15 protein-coding genes and 1 tRNA gene are annotated in these 15,991 nt (G+C 72.2%); 8 read left to right on the plus strand and 8 right to left on the minus strand.

Features of this window, described 5'->3' with window-relative positions:
* Positions 1-156 precede the first annotated feature (156 nt).
* Entirely contained in the window at positions 157-1,146 is a 990-nt protein-coding gene (locus CP982_RS09725) for an aldo/keto reductase (protein WP_150510142.1), read from the plus strand.
* A complete protein-coding gene (locus CP982_RS09730; protein WP_150510143.1) occupies positions 1,143-3,416 on the plus strand; it encodes a helix-hairpin-helix domain-containing protein in 2,274 nt (757 codons plus the stop codon). Before CP982_RS09725 ends, CP982_RS09730 begins: the two co-directional genes overlap by 4 nt.
* A gap of 186 nt (positions 3,417-3,602) precedes the next feature.
* Here the strand turns inward: CP982_RS09730 and CP982_RS09735 are convergent, their stop codons facing one another.
* The gene (locus CP982_RS09735) at positions 3,603-4,367 is read right to left on the minus strand and encodes a hypothetical protein (RefSeq protein WP_150510144.1); all 765 of its coding nucleotides are present in this window, start codon (positions 4,365-4,367) and stop codon (positions 3,603-3,605) included.
* Between the two features lie 47 nt (positions 4,368-4,414).
* Here CP982_RS09735 and CP982_RS09740 point away from each other — a divergent pair, with 47 nt between their 5' ends.
* Entirely contained in the window at positions 4,415-4,603 is a 189-nt protein-coding gene (locus CP982_RS09740) for a DUF5703 family protein (protein ID WP_030356204.1), read from the plus strand.
* A 73-nt stretch (positions 4,604-4,676) separates the two neighbouring features.
* Here CP982_RS09740 and CP982_RS42475 read toward each other — a convergent pair whose 3' ends face one another.
* The 3 genes from CP982_RS42475 to CP982_RS09755 form a co-directional block, all read right to left on the minus strand.
* On the minus strand, positions 4,677-5,633 hold the full coding sequence (locus CP982_RS42475; protein ID WP_150510145.1) for a chaplin family protein: 957 nt from the start codon (positions 5,631-5,633) through the stop codon (positions 4,677-4,679).
* Positions 5,634-5,788: 155 nt separating this feature from the next.
* Positions 5,789-6,022: a chaplin ChpH gene (gene chpH, locus CP982_RS09750; protein ID WP_150510146.1), complete on the minus strand. Its 234-nt coding sequence runs from the start codon at positions 6,020-6,022 to the stop codon at positions 5,789-5,791.
* 182 nt (positions 6,023-6,204) lie between these two features.
* Positions 6,205-7,548: a M20/M25/M40 family metallo-hydrolase gene (locus tag CP982_RS09755; protein WP_150510147.1), complete on the minus strand. Its 1,344-nt coding sequence runs from the start codon at positions 7,546-7,548 to the stop codon at positions 6,205-6,207.
* Between the two features lie 178 nt (positions 7,549-7,726).
* Here CP982_RS09755 and CP982_RS09760 point away from each other — a divergent pair.
* A tRNA-Leu gene (locus CP982_RS09760) sits at positions 7,727-7,811 on the plus strand.
* Positions 7,812-8,090: 279 nt separating this feature from the next.
* Here CP982_RS09760 and CP982_RS42100 read toward each other — a convergent pair.
* The 4 genes from CP982_RS42100 to CP982_RS09775 form a co-directional block, all read right to left on the minus strand.
* Positions 8,091-8,858 carry a recombinase family protein gene (locus tag CP982_RS42100; protein ID WP_212669183.1) on the minus strand — a complete coding sequence of 256 codons (768 nt, stop codon included), beginning with the start codon at positions 8,856-8,858 and terminating at the stop codon, positions 8,091-8,093.
* Positions 8,859-9,180: 322 nt separating this feature from the next.
* On the minus strand, positions 9,181-9,441 hold the full coding sequence (locus tag CP982_RS42105) for a recombinase family protein (RefSeq protein ID WP_212669184.1): 261 nt from the start codon (positions 9,439-9,441) through the stop codon (positions 9,181-9,183).
* Between the two features lie 300 nt (positions 9,442-9,741).
* Entirely contained in the window at positions 9,742-10,131 is a 390-nt protein-coding gene (locus CP982_RS09770; protein WP_150515397.1) for an ATP-binding protein, read from the minus strand.
* 22 nt (positions 10,132-10,153) lie between these two features.
* Positions 10,154-10,363, minus strand: coding sequence for a hypothetical protein (locus tag CP982_RS09775; protein WP_150510148.1), 210 nt, complete (start codon positions 10,361-10,363; stop codon positions 10,154-10,156).
* A 168-nt stretch (positions 10,364-10,531) separates the two neighbouring features.
* Between CP982_RS09775 and CP982_RS09780 the strand changes: the two genes are divergently transcribed.
* From CP982_RS09780 to CP982_RS09800, 4 genes are all read left to right on the plus strand, one after another.
* Entirely contained in the window at positions 10,532-11,284 is a 753-nt protein-coding gene (locus tag CP982_RS09780; RefSeq protein ID WP_150510149.1) for a DUF6879 family protein, read from the plus strand.
* A gap of 10 nt (positions 11,285-11,294) precedes the next feature.
* A complete protein-coding gene (locus tag CP982_RS09785) occupies positions 11,295-12,149 on the plus strand; it encodes a helix-turn-helix domain-containing protein (RefSeq protein WP_150510150.1) in 855 nt (284 codons plus the stop codon).
* Between the two features lie 638 nt (positions 12,150-12,787).
* The gene (locus CP982_RS42110) at positions 12,788-14,143 is read left to right on the plus strand and encodes an HNH endonuclease (protein ID WP_184925429.1); all 1,356 of its coding nucleotides are present in this window, start codon (positions 12,788-12,790) and stop codon (positions 14,141-14,143) included.
* Positions 14,144-14,419: 276 nt separating this feature from the next.
* The gene (locus CP982_RS09800; RefSeq protein ID WP_150510151.1) at positions 14,420-15,982 is read left to right on the plus strand and encodes an acetolactate synthase large subunit; all 1,563 of its coding nucleotides are present in this window, start codon (positions 14,420-14,422) and stop codon (positions 15,980-15,982) included.
* The last annotated feature ends 9 nt before the right edge of the window (positions 15,983-15,991 follow it).

Genomic DNA, 15,991 nt, shown 5'->3' on the forward strand with positions numbered 1-15,991 from the left:
GTGCCGGGGACTGTAGCGCGCGGCCGCGCGATCCGTCAGGGGCGGACGGGGCGGGTGCGCCCCGGTCCGGCCGTCGGGGGTGATCGGGTTGTCCACACCCGCGCGTTTGTCCACAGGCACGCCACGTGTCCGGGCGTGGCCAGTAATCTCGCGGCCATGGAGCAGAGGCATCTCGGCCGCACGGGTCTGCGCGTGTCCCGGATCGGGCTCGGCACCCTCACCTGGGGCCGCCCCGAAGAGACCGGTGAGAGCGACGCCGCCGACCTGCTGAAGGCCTTCTGGGAAGCGGGCGGCACCCTCGTCGACACGGCCGATGTGTACGGCGACGGCGAGGCCGAGTACCTCCTCGGCCGCCTCGTGGAGCGGCTCGTGCCGCGCCGCGACCTCGTCATCGCGACCAAGGCGGGCAGCGTGCCCGACCCCGACCGCCGCTTCGACTGCTCGCGCGGCCATCTCCTGTCGGCGCTCGACGCCTCCCTCGCCCGCCTCGGCACGGACTATGTGGACGTCTGGCAGGTGCACGCCTTCGACCCGGAGACTCCGCTCGAGGAGACGCTCCAGGCCCTGGACATCGCGGTCGCCAGCGGCCGCGCGCGGTACGCGGGCGTGTCCAACTTCAGCGGCTGGCAGCTGGCGAAGGCCGCGACGTGGCAGCTGGCCGCCCCCGGCCCCCGCACCCGCCTCGCCAGTACGCAGATGGAGTACTCCCTGCTCCAGCGCGGCATCGAGCGCGAGGTGCTGCCCGCCGCCCTCGACCTGGGCGTGGGCCTGCTGCCGTCGTCACCGCTCGGCCGCGGCGTCCTGACCGGCAAGTACCGGCACGCGACACCCGCCGACTCGCGGGGCGCCTCCGAGCAGTTCGCCCCCTTCGTCGCGCCGTATCTCGACGAGGCGGCGAGCCGCGTCGTGGACGCCGTCGCCATAGCGGCGGACGGACTCGCCGTGACGCCGCTGCACGTGGCCCTCGCCTGGGTGCGCGACCGCCCGGGAGTGGCCGCCCCGATCGTCGGCGCGCGCAACGCGCAGCAGCTCACGGCGGCGTTGTCAGTGGAGACCCTTAGTCTTCCTGACGAGATCTGCCAGGCGCTCGACGACGTGTCGACGCCCGTGCATCGCTACCCAGACCAGGACTGGAGCACGTTGTGAGTACGGAGTCCGCTGCCGCGGAGGTTGCCGAGCCCGAGGCCCCGGAGGCCGCGGCGGAGCCCGAGGCCGAGGCCGCACCGGAAGCCGAGGCCACGCCGGAGGACGCCGCCGCGCCGGGCGAGGACGCCGGGGCCGACGCGTCCGGGACGGACGACGGACCCGAAGCCGCCGCGGACGCCCGGGGCACGGCCGAGGGCGGGGCGGGCGGTGAGCCGTCCGAAGCCGAGGCCGAGCTGGCCGCACAGCGGGAGCTGCGGCAGCGGATCGAGGAGCGCAAGGCGGCCAGGACCGCCCCGGTGGACGCCGGCACCAAGCTCCAGGGCACGGCGGCGGACCTGCTGGCGGCGGTGCGGGCCGTGGAGAGCGGGGAGAAGCCCGTGGCCTCCGCGTTCCGCGAGCCCGAGCCCGTCGCGCCGCGCAGGCCCGCGCCGGAGCCGGTGCGGCGGCAGGCCCCCGAGGCCCCCGCCGCTCCGGCCGAGCCCGCCCGGGAGGCCGTCGCCGCGGTGGCGGCGGTCCTCGGCGAGGGCGGCGCGCCCGCCGCGCTCGCGGCCAAGGCGGCGGCCGCGCTCGGCGAGGGCGCCGACGGACAGCTGCGCGACGACCCCTGGCAGTTGCTGCGCGTCCCCGGGGTGCGGCCCGAGCAGGCCGACGGCTTCGCGCGGGCGCTGCTCGGCGACGCGTGCGGGCCCGGGGACGAGCGCCGGGGCCGCGCCCTGACGGTGTGGCTCCTGGAGCAGGCCGCGCTCGCGGGGCACACGGCCCTGGACGCCGCCGCCCTCACCGCGGCGCTCGGGCAGCGCGCGGTGCCGGACCCGGACGAGGCCGTGCAGAGCGCCCTCGCCGAGGGCGATGTGCTCGTCTTCCAGGACGCGCTGGACGACGCCCCGCAGGGCGCCCCGGCCGCCGCCTCAGCCGCCGCCCCGGCCGACGGGGAGTCCGAGTCCGACGAGGAGGCCGCGCCCCCGGTCCGCGTCCTGTTCGGCCTGGAGCGGTACGCGCTGGCGGAGGAGAGCCTCGCCGACGGCCTCGCCCGCGTCATCAACTCCCTGCCGAAGGACGAGGGGTCGGGCCCGGGGGCCGAGGCGTGGGAGTCCGCCGCGAGCTCGGCGTCCGGCTCCACCGCCGAGCTGATCCGCGCCGTCGCCGCGCACGGCCTGGTGCTGCACACCGGCGGCGAGGCGGCACGGGCCGAGCCCGCCGCCCTGGTCGCGGCGGCGCGCTCGCTGGGCCTGCGGGTGTGCGCGGCCGCCCACACCGCGGACGGGCAGCGCCGCCTCGCCGAGTCCGCCCGTGGCGAGGGCGATGCCGAGGAGACCACCGCCGTCACCGTGGCCGGGCTGCTGTCCGGGCGGCAGGGGCCGGGGCGGGACGCCGACGGCGCCCTGGCCCTGGACCTCCTCGTGGTCCTGGACGCACCGCAGCTGGACGTGGAAGCGGCGGCGATGCTCGTCGAGTCGCTGCCGGACGGCGCACGGCTTGTGCTCAGCGGTGATCCCGGCGTGCTGTGGTCGGCGGGCCCCGGCCGGGTCTTCGCCGACGTGCTCGCGGCCCGCGCCTGCCCGCAGGTCGTCTCGCGCACCCCGGACCCCGGCCCGGTCGGGGAGCTGGTGTCCGGCATCGGCGTCGGCGAGCTCACCGAGGTCGCCGCACCGAACAAGGAAGTCGTGATCGTCCCGGTCCACGACGCCGCCGACGCGATCCGGCGCACGGTGCAGCTCGTCGCGGACTCCGTGCCGCGCGCCATCGGAGTGCCGTCCGAGCACACGCAGGTCATCACGCCGGGCCACGGCGGAGCTGCGGGCACCCGCGCGCTGAACGCGGCGCTCAAGGAGCGGCTGAATCCCGGCCCTGGCCGCTTCGGCGGCTTCGACCCGGGCGACCGCGTCGCCCACGCCGCGGTGCCGGGCCGCACGGCGCTCGGCCGTGTCGTGCGGGCCGACGCGGAGGGCCTGCACCTGGAGTGCGACGGGGTCCCTGTCGTCGTGGCCAAGGAGCGGGTGGAGCAGAGCGTGCGGCACGCCTGGGCCGTCACCGCGCACCAGGCGGCGGGGCGCCGCTGGCCCGCCGCGGTCGTGGTGCTGCCGGGCGACGCCGCCGCGGCCCTGACCCGGCCGTGGGTGTACGCGGCGTTCAGCCGCGCCGAGCGCCATCTGTCGGTGGTCCAGGGGGTCGCGCAGGCCCTGCCCCAGGCGGTCGCGGAGCGCCCGGCCAAGGAGCGCACGACGCGGCTGCGCACCCTGCTGCGGCCCCAGCTTCCCGAGGCGGGCTGAGCGCTTCGCCGGACGGCCGCGACGGACCGTTGGTCACCTGCGGGTCCGTCGTGGCTGGTCGCGCAGTTCCCCGCGCCTCTTCGGGGCGCTGCCGCTCGGAAGCACGCGGACGCCCCCGGCCGGGTCACCGGCCGGGGGCGTCCGCGTGTTCAGACGGACTCGTGGGCCCGCCGCGCTTCGCCGCGCCTAGGCGGGCTCACCGCGCCCGCGCTCGACGACCTCCACGTCGTCGACGTCGTCGAGCGGCATGACCTCGTCCGGGTCGTAGCCGAGCCCGCCGTCCAGATCCGGATCAGCCGGATCCGGCCCGTCGTCGGCGTCCTCCAGGTCCTCAAGACCGTCCTGCTCGTCGTCGAAGACCGCGCTGACGTCGAAGCGGCACACCACCCGCTGCGGGTCGGTCTGGTCGAAGGGGGACTCCAGCCACTCGCCCGCCTCCGCGGGCTCGTCCAGGGCCGTGACCCACAGCGTGGAGTCACCCTCCTCCAGGCCGAACTCCTTGTGCCGGGAGGCGATTTCGTCTGGTTCGAACTCACCGAAGAGCAGGCCGATGGCGCCCGGCAGCGTGCCCGCCTGGCGGTCGTCGTCCGTCGCGTCCTCGTCCGCGGCCTCGACGCGCGCGGCCTGGGCGAGCAGTCGCTGCGGCTCCGCCACCGCGTAGTCGCGCCGGATCAGCACGCTCAGGGCGGTCGGCTCCGCGGGGCCCTGGTACGGCGGCAGGCTGTCCTCCGCGCCGGGGATCTCGAAGGGGGTGACCTCGTCGTAGCGGTCGTAGAGCAGCTCGTCGTAGGCCTCCGCCGCGGCGGCCAGCTCGTTGAACGCTTCGTAGACGTCCGGATCGTCCTCGCCCGACCTGCGTTCGACCGCGGCGAGATGGCGGTCGAGCGCGGTCTTGACCGCCTCGGCGGCGGCGCGTACCTCGGCAGCGGTGGGCTGCGCAGCATCAGACATAGTGCAGACGCTATCCGTACCGGGCCCGTGCCCGCACAATAGATGCGATGCCGGAATACGAATTTGTCGACGTGTACGTTCCCCGCGGGGTCTCCCGCAAGGAAGCCACACGTCTCCTGACGGACCACGCAGAGTACGGACACTGGGAGTTGGACCGCCTCAGCCTCCACGCCGACGGCAGTCGGCGGGTGCGGCTGCGACGGCGCATCATCCGCCAACTGCGGGCCACTTGGTGAGCCGTCGCAGGCAGGTGGTGTGAGTAGGGAGGGGGCCCCGCGGTCGCGGGGCCCCCTCCCTACTCACACCACCTCAAGCACGTGCTTTGCGGTACAGGACCGAGCCCGCGAGCAGCATGCCCGCGCCCATCGGCAGGGCGATGCCCGCCGACAAGGGGCTGCCGGTCCGGGCGAGCTGGTCCTTGCCCTCGGGCGGGGTGAGGACCTGGGTGTCCGGCTGGTTCGGGGTGCCGACGGGGTGCGTCGTGCCGGGGTGGGCGGGGACCTCCGCGCCGGGCCGACCGGGGGCGGTGGGGGCGCCCGGCTTCCCGGGCTGACCCGGCTGACCTGGCTTCCCTGGGTGACCGGGCTGCCCCGGCTTTCCTGGCTGACCAGGCTGTCCGGGCGTTCCCGGCTTCCCTGGGTGGCCCGGCTGGCCCGGCTCCCCCGGATTGCCGGGCTTCCCTGGCTTCCCGGGCTCTCCGGGCTCTCCGGGCTTCCCCGGTTCCCCGGGCTGACTGGGATTGCCCGGCTGAGTCGGGTTCCCGGGCTGGCTCGGGTTCCCCGGCTGCGTCGTACCGCCGTCCCCGTGGTTCGCGCAGTCGTTGCCCGTGACGGCGTTGCCCGCGCCGCCGATGGTGACGCTGTTGCCGCAGACGTTCACCGGGGCGTGCACCGGCGCCTGCACGGTGTTGCCGGAGCCGATGCCGGGCGAGTCGTGCGTACCGCCGTGGGCCGACGAGCCGCCGCCCGCCGGGGGCTGCTCGCCGTAGCCGCCCCCATAGCCGTCCCCGTGTCCTGGCGAGCCGGACGCGTTCGTACAGCTGTTGCCGATCGCGGGATTCAGCGCGCCCACCACGTTCACGGTGTTTCCGCACGCGTTCACCGGAGCGTGCACGGGCGCCTGCACCGAATTACCCGAAAGGACCCCCGGGGAATTCGAACTGCCGCCATTCGCATTCGAGTCGGCGTGGGCGTAGCCGCTGGTGACAGCGAGTACGCCACCGGCGGCCGCCGCAGTGATCAGTCCTTTGCGCGTGACCTGTCGCATTGCTTTCCCTGCCCCTTAGTTTCGGAATGCGCACGGGCCTCCTTGCGCCGTGCGCTCAATGCCCGCGGCCCCGGAGTGCATGGCACGCACTCCGGGGCCGATGGACTCAGACCCTCATTGGGGTGACGCCCCTCAGGGGGCGAGGCACAGCAACGTCACTTGTTGACGCAGTAGTTGCCGAAGGCAGGGTTGAGCACGCCGATCACCGAGATGGTGTTGCCGCAGGCGTTCACCGGCACGTGCACGGGGACCTGCACGACGTTGCCGGAGGCGACGCCCGGGGAGTGCACGGCAGCGCCCTGGGCACCGGCGTCGGCAGCGGCGACGCCCGCACCGGCGAGCACCAAGCCGCCGGTGGCAACCGCGGCGGCGACAACCTTCTTGATCATTGTTCCTCCTAGTTGGCAATGCGGCCCCAGCCGCGGACCGCACCATCTGTAACGAGGAGGCCATAGGACGGCTACGAGCGCCGGACTGCTTTCACTCTTTTCAGTCCAATACGCACGCGCAGCCGATTATTGGAGTTTCGTTTCGGCTTATTGACTGGATTATGGGGCGGCGGCCGCCCCGGTTACGACGCGTCGATGAAGCGGTCGAGCACGCGCACGCCGAACTTCAGCCCATCCACCGGTACCCGCTCGTCCACGCCGTGGAACATGCCCGCGAAGTCCAGCTCCGGCGGCAGCTTCAGCGGCGCGAAGCCGAAGCCGCGGATGCCGAGGTCGTCGAAGGACTTGGCGTCCGTACCGGCCGAGAGCATGTACGGGACGGCGCGGGCGATGGGGTCCTCGGCCTGGAGCGCCAACTGCATGGCGTCCACGAGCGCGCCGTCGAAGGTGGTCTCCAGGGCCTTGTCCGCGTGCACGTCCTCACGCCTGACGTTCGGCCCCAGGATCCGGTCCAGGTCGGCGAGGAACTCCTCCTCGTACCCCGGCAGGAACCGCCCGTCGACGTGCGCGGTGGCCTGCCCGGGGATCACGTTGACCTTGTAACCGGCGCCCAGCTGCGTCGGGTTCGCGGTGTTCTGGAGCGAGGCGCCGATCAGCTTGGCGATGCCGCCGAGCCGGGCGAGCGTCTCGTCCATGTTCTCCGGGTCGAGCTCGGTGCCGAGGGCGTCCCCCAGCTCGTCGAGGAAGTGCCGCAGCGTCTTGGTGACCCGGATCGGGAACTTGTGCCGCCCGAGCCGGCCGACGGCCTCCGAGAGCTCCGTGATCGCGTTGTCCTTGTGGATCATCGAGCCGTGTCCGGCGGTGCCGTCCACGGTGAGCTTCATCCAGTGCATGCCCTTCTGGGCCGTCTCCACGAGATACAGCCGCAGCTTCTCGTTGACGGTGAAGGAGAAGCCGCCGACCTCGCTGATCGCCTCGGTCACGCCTTCGAAGAGGTCCGGGTGGTTGTCCACCAGGTAGCGCGCCCCGTACGTGCCGCCCGCCTCCTCGTCCGCGAGGAAGGCGAGCACGATGTCCCGCGGCGGCTTGCGGCCGCTGCGCAGCCGGTCGCGCACGACCGCGAGGGTCATCGCGTCCATGTCCTTCATGTCGACCGCGCCCCGGCCCCACAGGCAGCCGTCGGCGATCTCCCCGGCGAAGGGGTGGTGCGTCCAGTCCTGCGCGTTGGCCGGGACGACGTCGGTGTGGCCGTGGATGAGCAGCGCGGGCCGCGACGGGTCCTCGCCCTCGATGCGGGCCACGGTGGAGGCGCGCCCCGGGTGCGACTCGAAGATCCGTGGTTCGAGCCCCACCTCCGCGAGCTTCTCCGCGACGTACTCGGCGGCCTTGCGCTCCCCCGGCCCCGAGTGGTCGCCGTAGTTGCTGGTGTCCATGCGGATCAGGTCCCGGCAGAGGTCGACGACCTCGTCCTCACCGGACACGGCCCCCGCCCCGTTCACCCTGCCGCCCGTGGTCGGCTCGCTCACGCTGTTCCTCCCGCTGTCGCACTCTCGGTCCCTTCCATCCTCCCGCGCCCGGCGTCCTGACCCAAGGGCGGGCGCCCGTCGTCATACGCCGTTCACGCTGATGACCTGCGTGATCAGGCACCCCCGAATGTTTGCTATGGTTTTCCACGTCGCCGCGGGAAACCGCGACAGACCACCGGTCCGGGTGGCGGAATGGCAGACGCGCTAGCTTGAGGTGCTAGTGCCCTTTATCGGGCGTGGGGGTTCAAGTCCCCCCTCGGACACAATCAGTACACCATCCGGTGCTGGCCGACTCTCGGCCAGCACCGTTTGTGTTTGGTGGTCGTAGGTCAGGCACAGGCCGAGCTGGCGGTAGACGTCGGCCTTGTCGGCCGGGTCGGCCTTTTCCAGGATGGTGAGCAGTCCGCAGAGGGCATCGGTCAGGTTTTTGATCTCTGTGGGGCTCAGCTGCGCCAGCGGTCATTCCTGGGTGGCGGTGCGCCGGTCCAGGGCTCGCTGGGCGGTGCTGCGGCGGGTCTGGGTCTCGCGGGTCCAGGTGGCAATCAAGGTGGGGTCGGCTCCGGCTTCCAGGGCGACGCGGTACCTGACGAGCGTGCGGTCGCAGGCGGTGATCTCGCGGCGAGCGACCTCGGTACGGGGTCGGTTGCGGGCTGGTCCTGTGCGAGTGCGGCCAGTGAGGCGGCCAGGTGGTCGAGGACGAAGGCCTGGGCCAGCCACGCGTCCAGGGTGGGCAGGACGGCGTCCTCGCGCAGGAGCACGTTCAGGGGATGTTCCAGGTGGTTGGCGAGGGCGTATTCGGCGGGGAAGCGGCAGCGGTAGTGGGCGCGGCCGTGGGTCCAGTTGCCTTGCATGTGCCGTTCGCACCGAGCGTGGAAGGACCAGCCTTTGAGGGCGTAGGGGTGGCGGGTGCGCAGCACGGTTCGGCCGGTGGAGGCCGGGCCGCGTGAGGCCAGGCGCCCCTGGACCGCATCGAAGATCTCACGGCTGATCAGTGCGGGGTGGGCGGGGCGCTCGGAGTAGATCCACTGGTCTTCGGGGTTCCGGCGCGGGGCAGTGGTGCGCCCGAGGCCGACGTCGTTGACGTCGATGAGGGTTTCCTGTTTGTGCTGGCGGTTCCAGACCTGGTGTCCGGTGTAGCGGGGGTTGGTGAGGATGGCCCGTACCGCGCTCTTGGACCGGGCGATGCCGCAGCGGTCGGGATTGCGCTGCGGATCGCCGGCCGAGGGGCACGGGATGTGGTCGTCGGTGAGGCGCTGGGCGAGAGCGTAGATGCCGTATTCGGCGAGGTAGTCGGTGAAGAGCCGCTGCACGATGGGGCGGTGGCCGGGTCGACGTCCAGGCGGTGGGCGCGTTGGCCCTGGGCGGCCTTGGCCGGGTCGGGGTGGGGCCTGCGTCGGCGAGGCGGTAGCCGTAGGACGGGCGGCCTCCCAGATAGCGACCTTCGAGCAGGGCCTGGGTGGCCCTCGCCGTGCGCACGCGGAGCTTGATGCGGCTGCGTTCGGCCTTGCTCATGCCGCCGAAGACCGACATGACCAGGTCGTGGGCTTCAGAGTCCGGGTCGTCGGGGCCGCCGACCTCGGGCACCCACAGCTGCACGGCGTAGTGGACGAAGAGGGGGAAGGTCAGGCCGTACTAGTTGCCGTAGAAGGCGCGCTGTGGCTCGCCGATGACCACCGCGTCGAAGCCCCGGTCTGGGGCGGTGAGCAAGGCGGTGGCGCGGGGGCGGCGTTTCCAGGGGATCGCGCGGGACTGGCCGACGTCGAAGTACTCGGCCGCGACGGGCCCCTGCGCCTCGGTCAGGGCGGTGGCGCGGGCCAGTCGCCAGGCCCGGGAGGCCGCCGGGTCCTGCTGGTCCTCGGTTGAGACCCGGCCGTAGAACGCGAAGCGGAGCATCAGCCCGTCCTCCTCTCGCCCTCGCGGGCCCGTGATGCGTTGTGGATCAGCCGCCCCAGCGCCACCGCCACCGGCGGCGTCAGCACGGGTTGCTGTTCGGGCACGATCACCCTCGCTGCCCTGCGGTCGGTTCTGTGTTCCGTTCCAGGGTTGCCCTGTGCCCGGTCCATGGCCAGCCTCCGGCCCCGCGAACCGTGCGGCCCAGAGCGTTCGTGAGGCGCTGCGCGAAATGGAGGGCCACACCTCAAAGGGCCGTTCTTCGAACCGTTTTTCGACAGGGTCAGGCTGTTTAGTAACGCGTTAGTCGGGCTTGAAGGCCTGGTGTACGACAAAGGCGACCAGCGTCCCGCCGTGGCGGCTTGGCGCCGACCACCATTCGTCGGCCAGGGCGTCGACAAGGAGCAGGCCGCGCCCGTGTGCTTCGGTGGCCGAGGGCGAGCGCAGGCGTACGTGCGCGGGGCAGCCGGGGTTGTGCACCTCCACCCGAAGCGCCCCGCCCACTCGGTACCAGTCCACGCGCACCCGCCACGGCCCGTCGGCTCTCCCGTACAGGACGGCGTTGGTGACCAGCTCCGAGACCATGAGGACACAGTCGTCCACGACCGAACAGCCCAGATGGAGGGACTCCGTGAACGTCCGGAACCAGCGGCGCGCACGGCCCACCGACTCCGGGACGGGATACAGGATCATCCCGCCGAGTGGTTCGGACACGTCACTCACGACCCTCGCGCCGGAATTGACGAGCCAGCCGCAGGGCTACTTCCGCGCGAACACGCCCAAGGTTCACCAACCCGAGCTCCGGCGAGGCGTGGTCGACGGCGAGGGACGGGAAGATGATGCCCGCCTCGGCCAGAGCGACCCGAAGCTCCTCAACGGCGGTGTGCGGGTCGACATCGTTTGGCTGCTCATGCGTAGTGGCCATGAACAGGACGCTAGGGAGGCCCAGTTGGAGATTCCACGGGTGTTGCGCAAAGTTGCTTGACGTGGTCTCAAGGTTGCGGGAAGTTTCCCTCAGCGGGTCACCAACACCATGGCCCGTTGCCGCAACAGAGCACGAAGCTGTGGTCCAGCCCTTAGAAGGGGGGACGTCATGGCGCGACGACTGCGCTTCAACGGCACCGGTTCCGGCGAAGGAAGCTGCCCTGCTGTACATGAGGACCTCGACACGGGCGAGGTGATCGTGCACGGGCCTCCGGTCACCAACCCCGACGACCTCGCGAAGCTCCAGCACCTCGACGAGGGAGAAGTGGCCATCGTCGTACCGCGCAACACGCTGATCGACTTCGGACCGCGCGACCGGGACCCTGCACCGCGCATTCTCGATCCGGACCAGTTCGCCCGGCTCTTCGAGAACTTCCAGCACAGTGCGTGGCACCTGGAGATGCGACGACGCTACGCGGTCGACGAGGCCTCGGAGACTTACGCCCAGTTCGTACGCGGCGAGGTCCCCTCCTGGGATCTCGACTCCCGGTGGGGCCGCACCATCCGCCCAAAGACCTCGGACGGTGCGGCCGTCGGGCGTGTCCGCATCGTCGACAACCCACCCACGACAGGGCAGCTGTACCTTCTCGCGCACGCAGAGAAGAACGCCGCCCTCGGGGAGGACGTCCGCAACATGTGGCGTGCCGACGCCCAGCGCGTCCATCTGCCGGACGAAGACTTCTGGATCTTCGACTCTCACATCGTCGCCCTGTGCAACTTCGACGACGATGACAACCTCACGGGCGCAGAGCTGATCACGGAGCCTGCGGCCGTCAACCAGTACAACCGGCTGCGCGATGTCGCGCAGCACCACGCCACCCCGTACAAACAGTTCGTGGCGCAGATGGACGCGAAGGAGTGACCAGGCACCGGTGAGTACCGACTTCCAGCAGGCGCGGGAAGCCCTGGGGACACGGCTTCGCGAACTACGGCTCTCGCGCCCTGGAGGCCGACTCACCGGCGAGCAGTTGGCCCGGCAACTCGGGTGGCACAAGTCCAAGGTCAGCAAGCTGGAGAACGGCAAGCAGACGGCCACCGCCGAAGACCTCCAGGCGTGGGCAGAATCAACGGGCCAACCCGAGGCGTACGAAGAACTCCGGACCCGCCTCGCAGGGTTCGAGGCCCACATCCGTTCCTGGCGCCGCCAGCTCGCCGCAGGCCACCGGGCCGTCCAGGACGCGCACAACGACGCCCAGGCCAACGCCAAAGTGCTGCGCGCCTGGGAGTCCTCCTGGGTTGTCGGAGTCCTCCAGACGCCTGACTACGCCCGCGCAGTCCTGACCCGCTCCGCCGAACTGCACCAGTCACCCCGGGACACCGAAGACGCCGTGCGCGCCCGCATGCAGCGTCAGCAACTGCTATACAGCGCAGGGCGGCGCTACCACATCATCATGTGGGAAGGCGTGCTGCGAGCCCTGGTCTGCTCACCCGCCGTGCTCGCCGCCCAGCTCGACCGGCTGGCCGGGGTCATCGGGATGGACACCGTAGAGCTGGGGATCGTCCCCTTCGGCGCCTCGCTCAAACAACCGCCGGGCGTGGGCTTCTGGATCTACGACGACCGACGCGTGGTCACCGAGACATGGCACGCGGAACTCTGGGTCGAGGACGCCAACAGCGTCGCCACGCATCTGCGCGTCTGGAAGATGATGCAGGAGTCCGCGGTCTACGGAGCCGACGCACACAACGTCATCAACGCCGCACGCCGCGCCCTCGGTTCACGCAGCTAGCTATGAGGCCGCCGGCCGCCCTCCCCCCGGCGTGAACCCCACGTACCTCTGTAGGGGTACGAGTTGCAGGAACCTAAGGAAGTGGCCAAGGCCCCTCGGCCAGCGGCAATGGGCCGGTACAGGGTCTGCCGCTCCATCGGGTAGGGGAAACGGTAGGGAGATTGGAACTACGGTTGGTAGCCCAACAGGAAGCTAGAACGCCTGGTCAGGGCGCTGGCGTAATGGGGCAGCCCCTCCTCGGACACCAGCAAGAAGGCCCCTCTCGAGGGGCCTTCTTCGTGTCTGGGCAGCGGCGTGGCCAACGGCCCGGACGGTTTCCTCGTCAGACCGGGGACGCGAGAACGATCCGGGCCGCGCTGGGCGCGGCCGGCTTCTTGACGCCCTCGGCGCGACGGCAGGTGAGGGGGGTCCACTCTTGTGTGTCGGAGGCAGGACCGGCGCGTGCCGGGGCTGTGGGGCGGCAGTGGTGTGGTCGGACGTGGAGGGTGGCTGTCAGAGGCGGCGTCTACTGTGCGGCCATGGATGACAGCTCACGGAAGCTGAGGGCGGGGCGACGTGCGGACCGGTCCGGGGGCGGGGCGCCCCTTGAGGGGGCGGAAGGCGGCGCGGAGCCGAAGGGGATCGGGCTGTATCACGACATGCGGGTCGAAGAGGACTTCGCCAAGTGCGCCACCCGGCTCTTCGCGATCCTCAAGAAGGCCGCAGAGACGAGCCCCGGCGCTCCGCGCCATCTCTACCTCGACATTCAGGGGCACCGCGACGCAGACGGCGACTACGACGCGGACGCACGGGAGATCATGTGCGACTTCCTGCCGGGATTCCTCGGCCCCTACCTCACGGAGATCAGTACGCCGCTCCGCCAGGGGAAGAACCCCGAACCACAACGTGAGGACGTACCTCGGGTTCTGACGATACGGGACCCCGACCGCGAGCATGCCTACGACCACCGGGAGTTGGGTGTGCGCAACCGGGACAGCCAACCCGACCAGCGGCGGTCAAGACCCCCGGTCCAGGCCATCGCCGACTACCTCGGCCTCGACGAGCCGATCTGCCTGATCTGCTGGCAGGCGCCGGTGGAGCGGGCCCATGTGGTCCCGGAGTCACTCGGCGGGTCCAACGACGTGCGCAACTTCGCCCTCCTCTGCCCTCGCCACCACCGTGAGGCGCCCGACGTCGCGGACGCCGAGGCCTTCTGGTCCTGGGTCGACTATGCCTGTGAGCGCGACGGCCACATGAAGTGGGAGGGGGTCGAGCCGGAGACGCTGGCGACGATGGAACGCCTCGGCCTCCGCGTCGATACGTCCGGGCCGGTGCGGAAGAGCCTGCGTCACTTCGACCGGGTCCGTGACGAACTCGTGCGTCACTACGGCTGGTGTCCTGAGGACTTCGCCGGCGGATACCACTGGGGCGCGTTGATGGAGGAGTTCCACACGGTGATGGACTCGGCGACCAGCACGCACTTCAACGTCCCCAAGAAGGCGTCCACCGAGGCGTGGGCCTTCGAAGTGGCCCGCAGGCGCCTGCGGGACGGGGGTGCGGAGGACCAGGCCGGTGACGACCGGCCGACGGTGTCGAGCCGTCCGTCGGCCGAGCTGGCGGAACGGACCGTGCGCAAGGCGCCGGGCAGCGATGGCGCGCAGAGCCTGGTCAACGCCGCACGGCGGGCCGACGTCGCGATCGAGGCGGCGGCGCTCGTGCGCGAGATCATCAAAACGGCGGGGGCCTCCAGCGCCGAGGAGGTGCTGCGGGGCGTCACGGAGATGGTGGCGGACCGCACCGCGCAATTCGAGCGGCTGGCCGATGAGCTCATGGGAAGCACGGTCTGCCGGCACTGCGGCCACGCCATCGCCCGGATCGGGGACGCGGCCTGGCGCCACAGCGCCGCGGCGCCCATGTCCCGCGGTTGCCGGGCCGCCAGCTTCGACCGGGACGGCACGTGGGACGACTCTCTCGACCGAGCCTGGAAGGCGAGCCCGCCGAAGTCGTCTCGGTGAGTTGCGCTTCCCCTGGTCCATCAGGCATGCGAAGTAGTCCGCGAAGAGACGCTTGTTCTTCAGGATCTGCTCGACATCGACGTTGTCGAAGCGGGCGATGTGTGCGCCCCGGGCGGAGTCGACGGGCGGCTCCAGGACATCCGACGGGCCCGCGGGCTGCACCTCGGCGTGCTCCAGGCGTGTGCCTGCCCGCGGTCCGGGCCTCTTGGTCACCAGGTGCGGGGGCTGGCTGGAATGTGGCTGCCGTTGGGTGGGGGTGGCGGATGACACTTGGTCATGCCGAACGGAGCCCAGTCAGTCATCAGCGGTCTTGTCGAGGCCGGAGTCCAGGTGTGCTTCGCCAATCCCGGTACGTCCGAGCTGCACCTCGTGACCGCGCTCGACGACGCGCCACGGATGCGGCCGGTCCTGTGCCTCTTCGAAGGCGTCGCGACGGGTGCCGCTGACGGGTACGGGCGGATGACCGGCCGCCCCGCGAGCACACTGCTGCATCTCGGCCCCGGCCTCGCGGGCGGGCTGCCGAACCTGCACAACGCGCGGCGGGCCGGCACGCCCGTCGTGAACGTCGTCGGTGACCACGCGCTGCGGCACAAACGGCTCGACGCGCCCCTGGAGTCGGACATCACCGCGCTCGCCCGCACGGTGTCCGCGTGGACGCGGCGCGCGTACGACGCCGCGGACCTCGCGGACGACGTCGCCGACGCCGTCGCGGCCGCGGCCGGGCCGCCGGGGGCCGTCGCCACGCTCGTCGTACCCGCCGACGTGGCCTGGGCGGACGTGGAGAAGCACGCCGGGGCCCGGCGCCGGGCCGCCGTCCCGCACGGGTTCGTGTCCGAGCGGGCGCTCGAAGAGGCCGCCGCGGTGCTGCGGTCCGGGGAGCCCGCCGCGCTGCTGCTCGGCGGCGCCGCCACGCACGGGGCCGGGCTCAGGGCTGCCGCGCAGGTCGCCGGGGCGACGGGGGCGCGGCTGCTGTGCGAGACCTTTCCCGCGCGCCTTGAGCGGGGGGCCGGGCTGCCGCCCGTCGAGCGCCTCGGCTACCGCACGGCCGACGCCGCGGGGCAGCTCGCCGGCGTACGCCATCTCGTGCTCGCCGGGGCGTCGGTGCCGGTGCCGTTCTTCGCGTACCCGGGGCAGAGCGGGGTCGTCGTGCCCGACGGGTGCGAGGTCCGCGACCTCGGCGGTGCGGGGCAGGACGTGGGGGTGGCCCTGCGGGAGCTGGCCGCCGCCGTGGGCGGCGGCACGGCCGCCGCGGTGGCGCGGGAACCGGGGCGGCCCCGGGTGCCCGGCGGGGACCTCACCGCGGAGACCGCGGCCGCCGTGGTGGGGGCGCTGCTGCCCCAAGGGGCCGTCGTCGTGGACGAGTCCAACACCTCCGGGCTCTGGCTGCCCGACGCCACGGCCGGGGCGCCGCCGCACGACTGGCTGACCCTGACCGGCGGGGCGCTCGGGCAGGGCCTTCCGCTCGCCGTGGGCGCGGCCGTGGCCCGGCCCGAGCGGCCCGTCGTCGCGCTCGTCGCCGACGGGGCCGCGATGTACACGCTGCCCGCGCTGTGGACGCAGGCGCGGGAGGGGCTCGACGTCACGACCGTCGTCTTCAGCAACCGCGCGTACGCGATCCTGGGGCTCGAACAGGCGATGATGGGCGCCTCCGTGGGGGCCGCGGGGCGGGAGCTGTTCGATCTCGGGCGGCCCGAGCTCGACTTCGTCGCGCTGGCGCGCGGGATGGGGGTTCCCGCGGGACGGGCCACGACCGTGGAGGGGTTCGCCTCGCTGCTGGAGCGGGGCTTGGCGGAGCCGGGCCCGTTCCTGGTGGAGTGCGTGGTGCCCCCCATCGCATGACGCCGGGCC

The sequence above is a fragment of the Streptomyces spectabilis genome, from assembly GCF_008704795.1.
In the GTDB taxonomy this organism is placed as follows: domain Bacteria; phylum Actinomycetota; class Actinomycetes; order Streptomycetales; family Streptomycetaceae; genus Streptomyces; species Streptomyces spectabilis.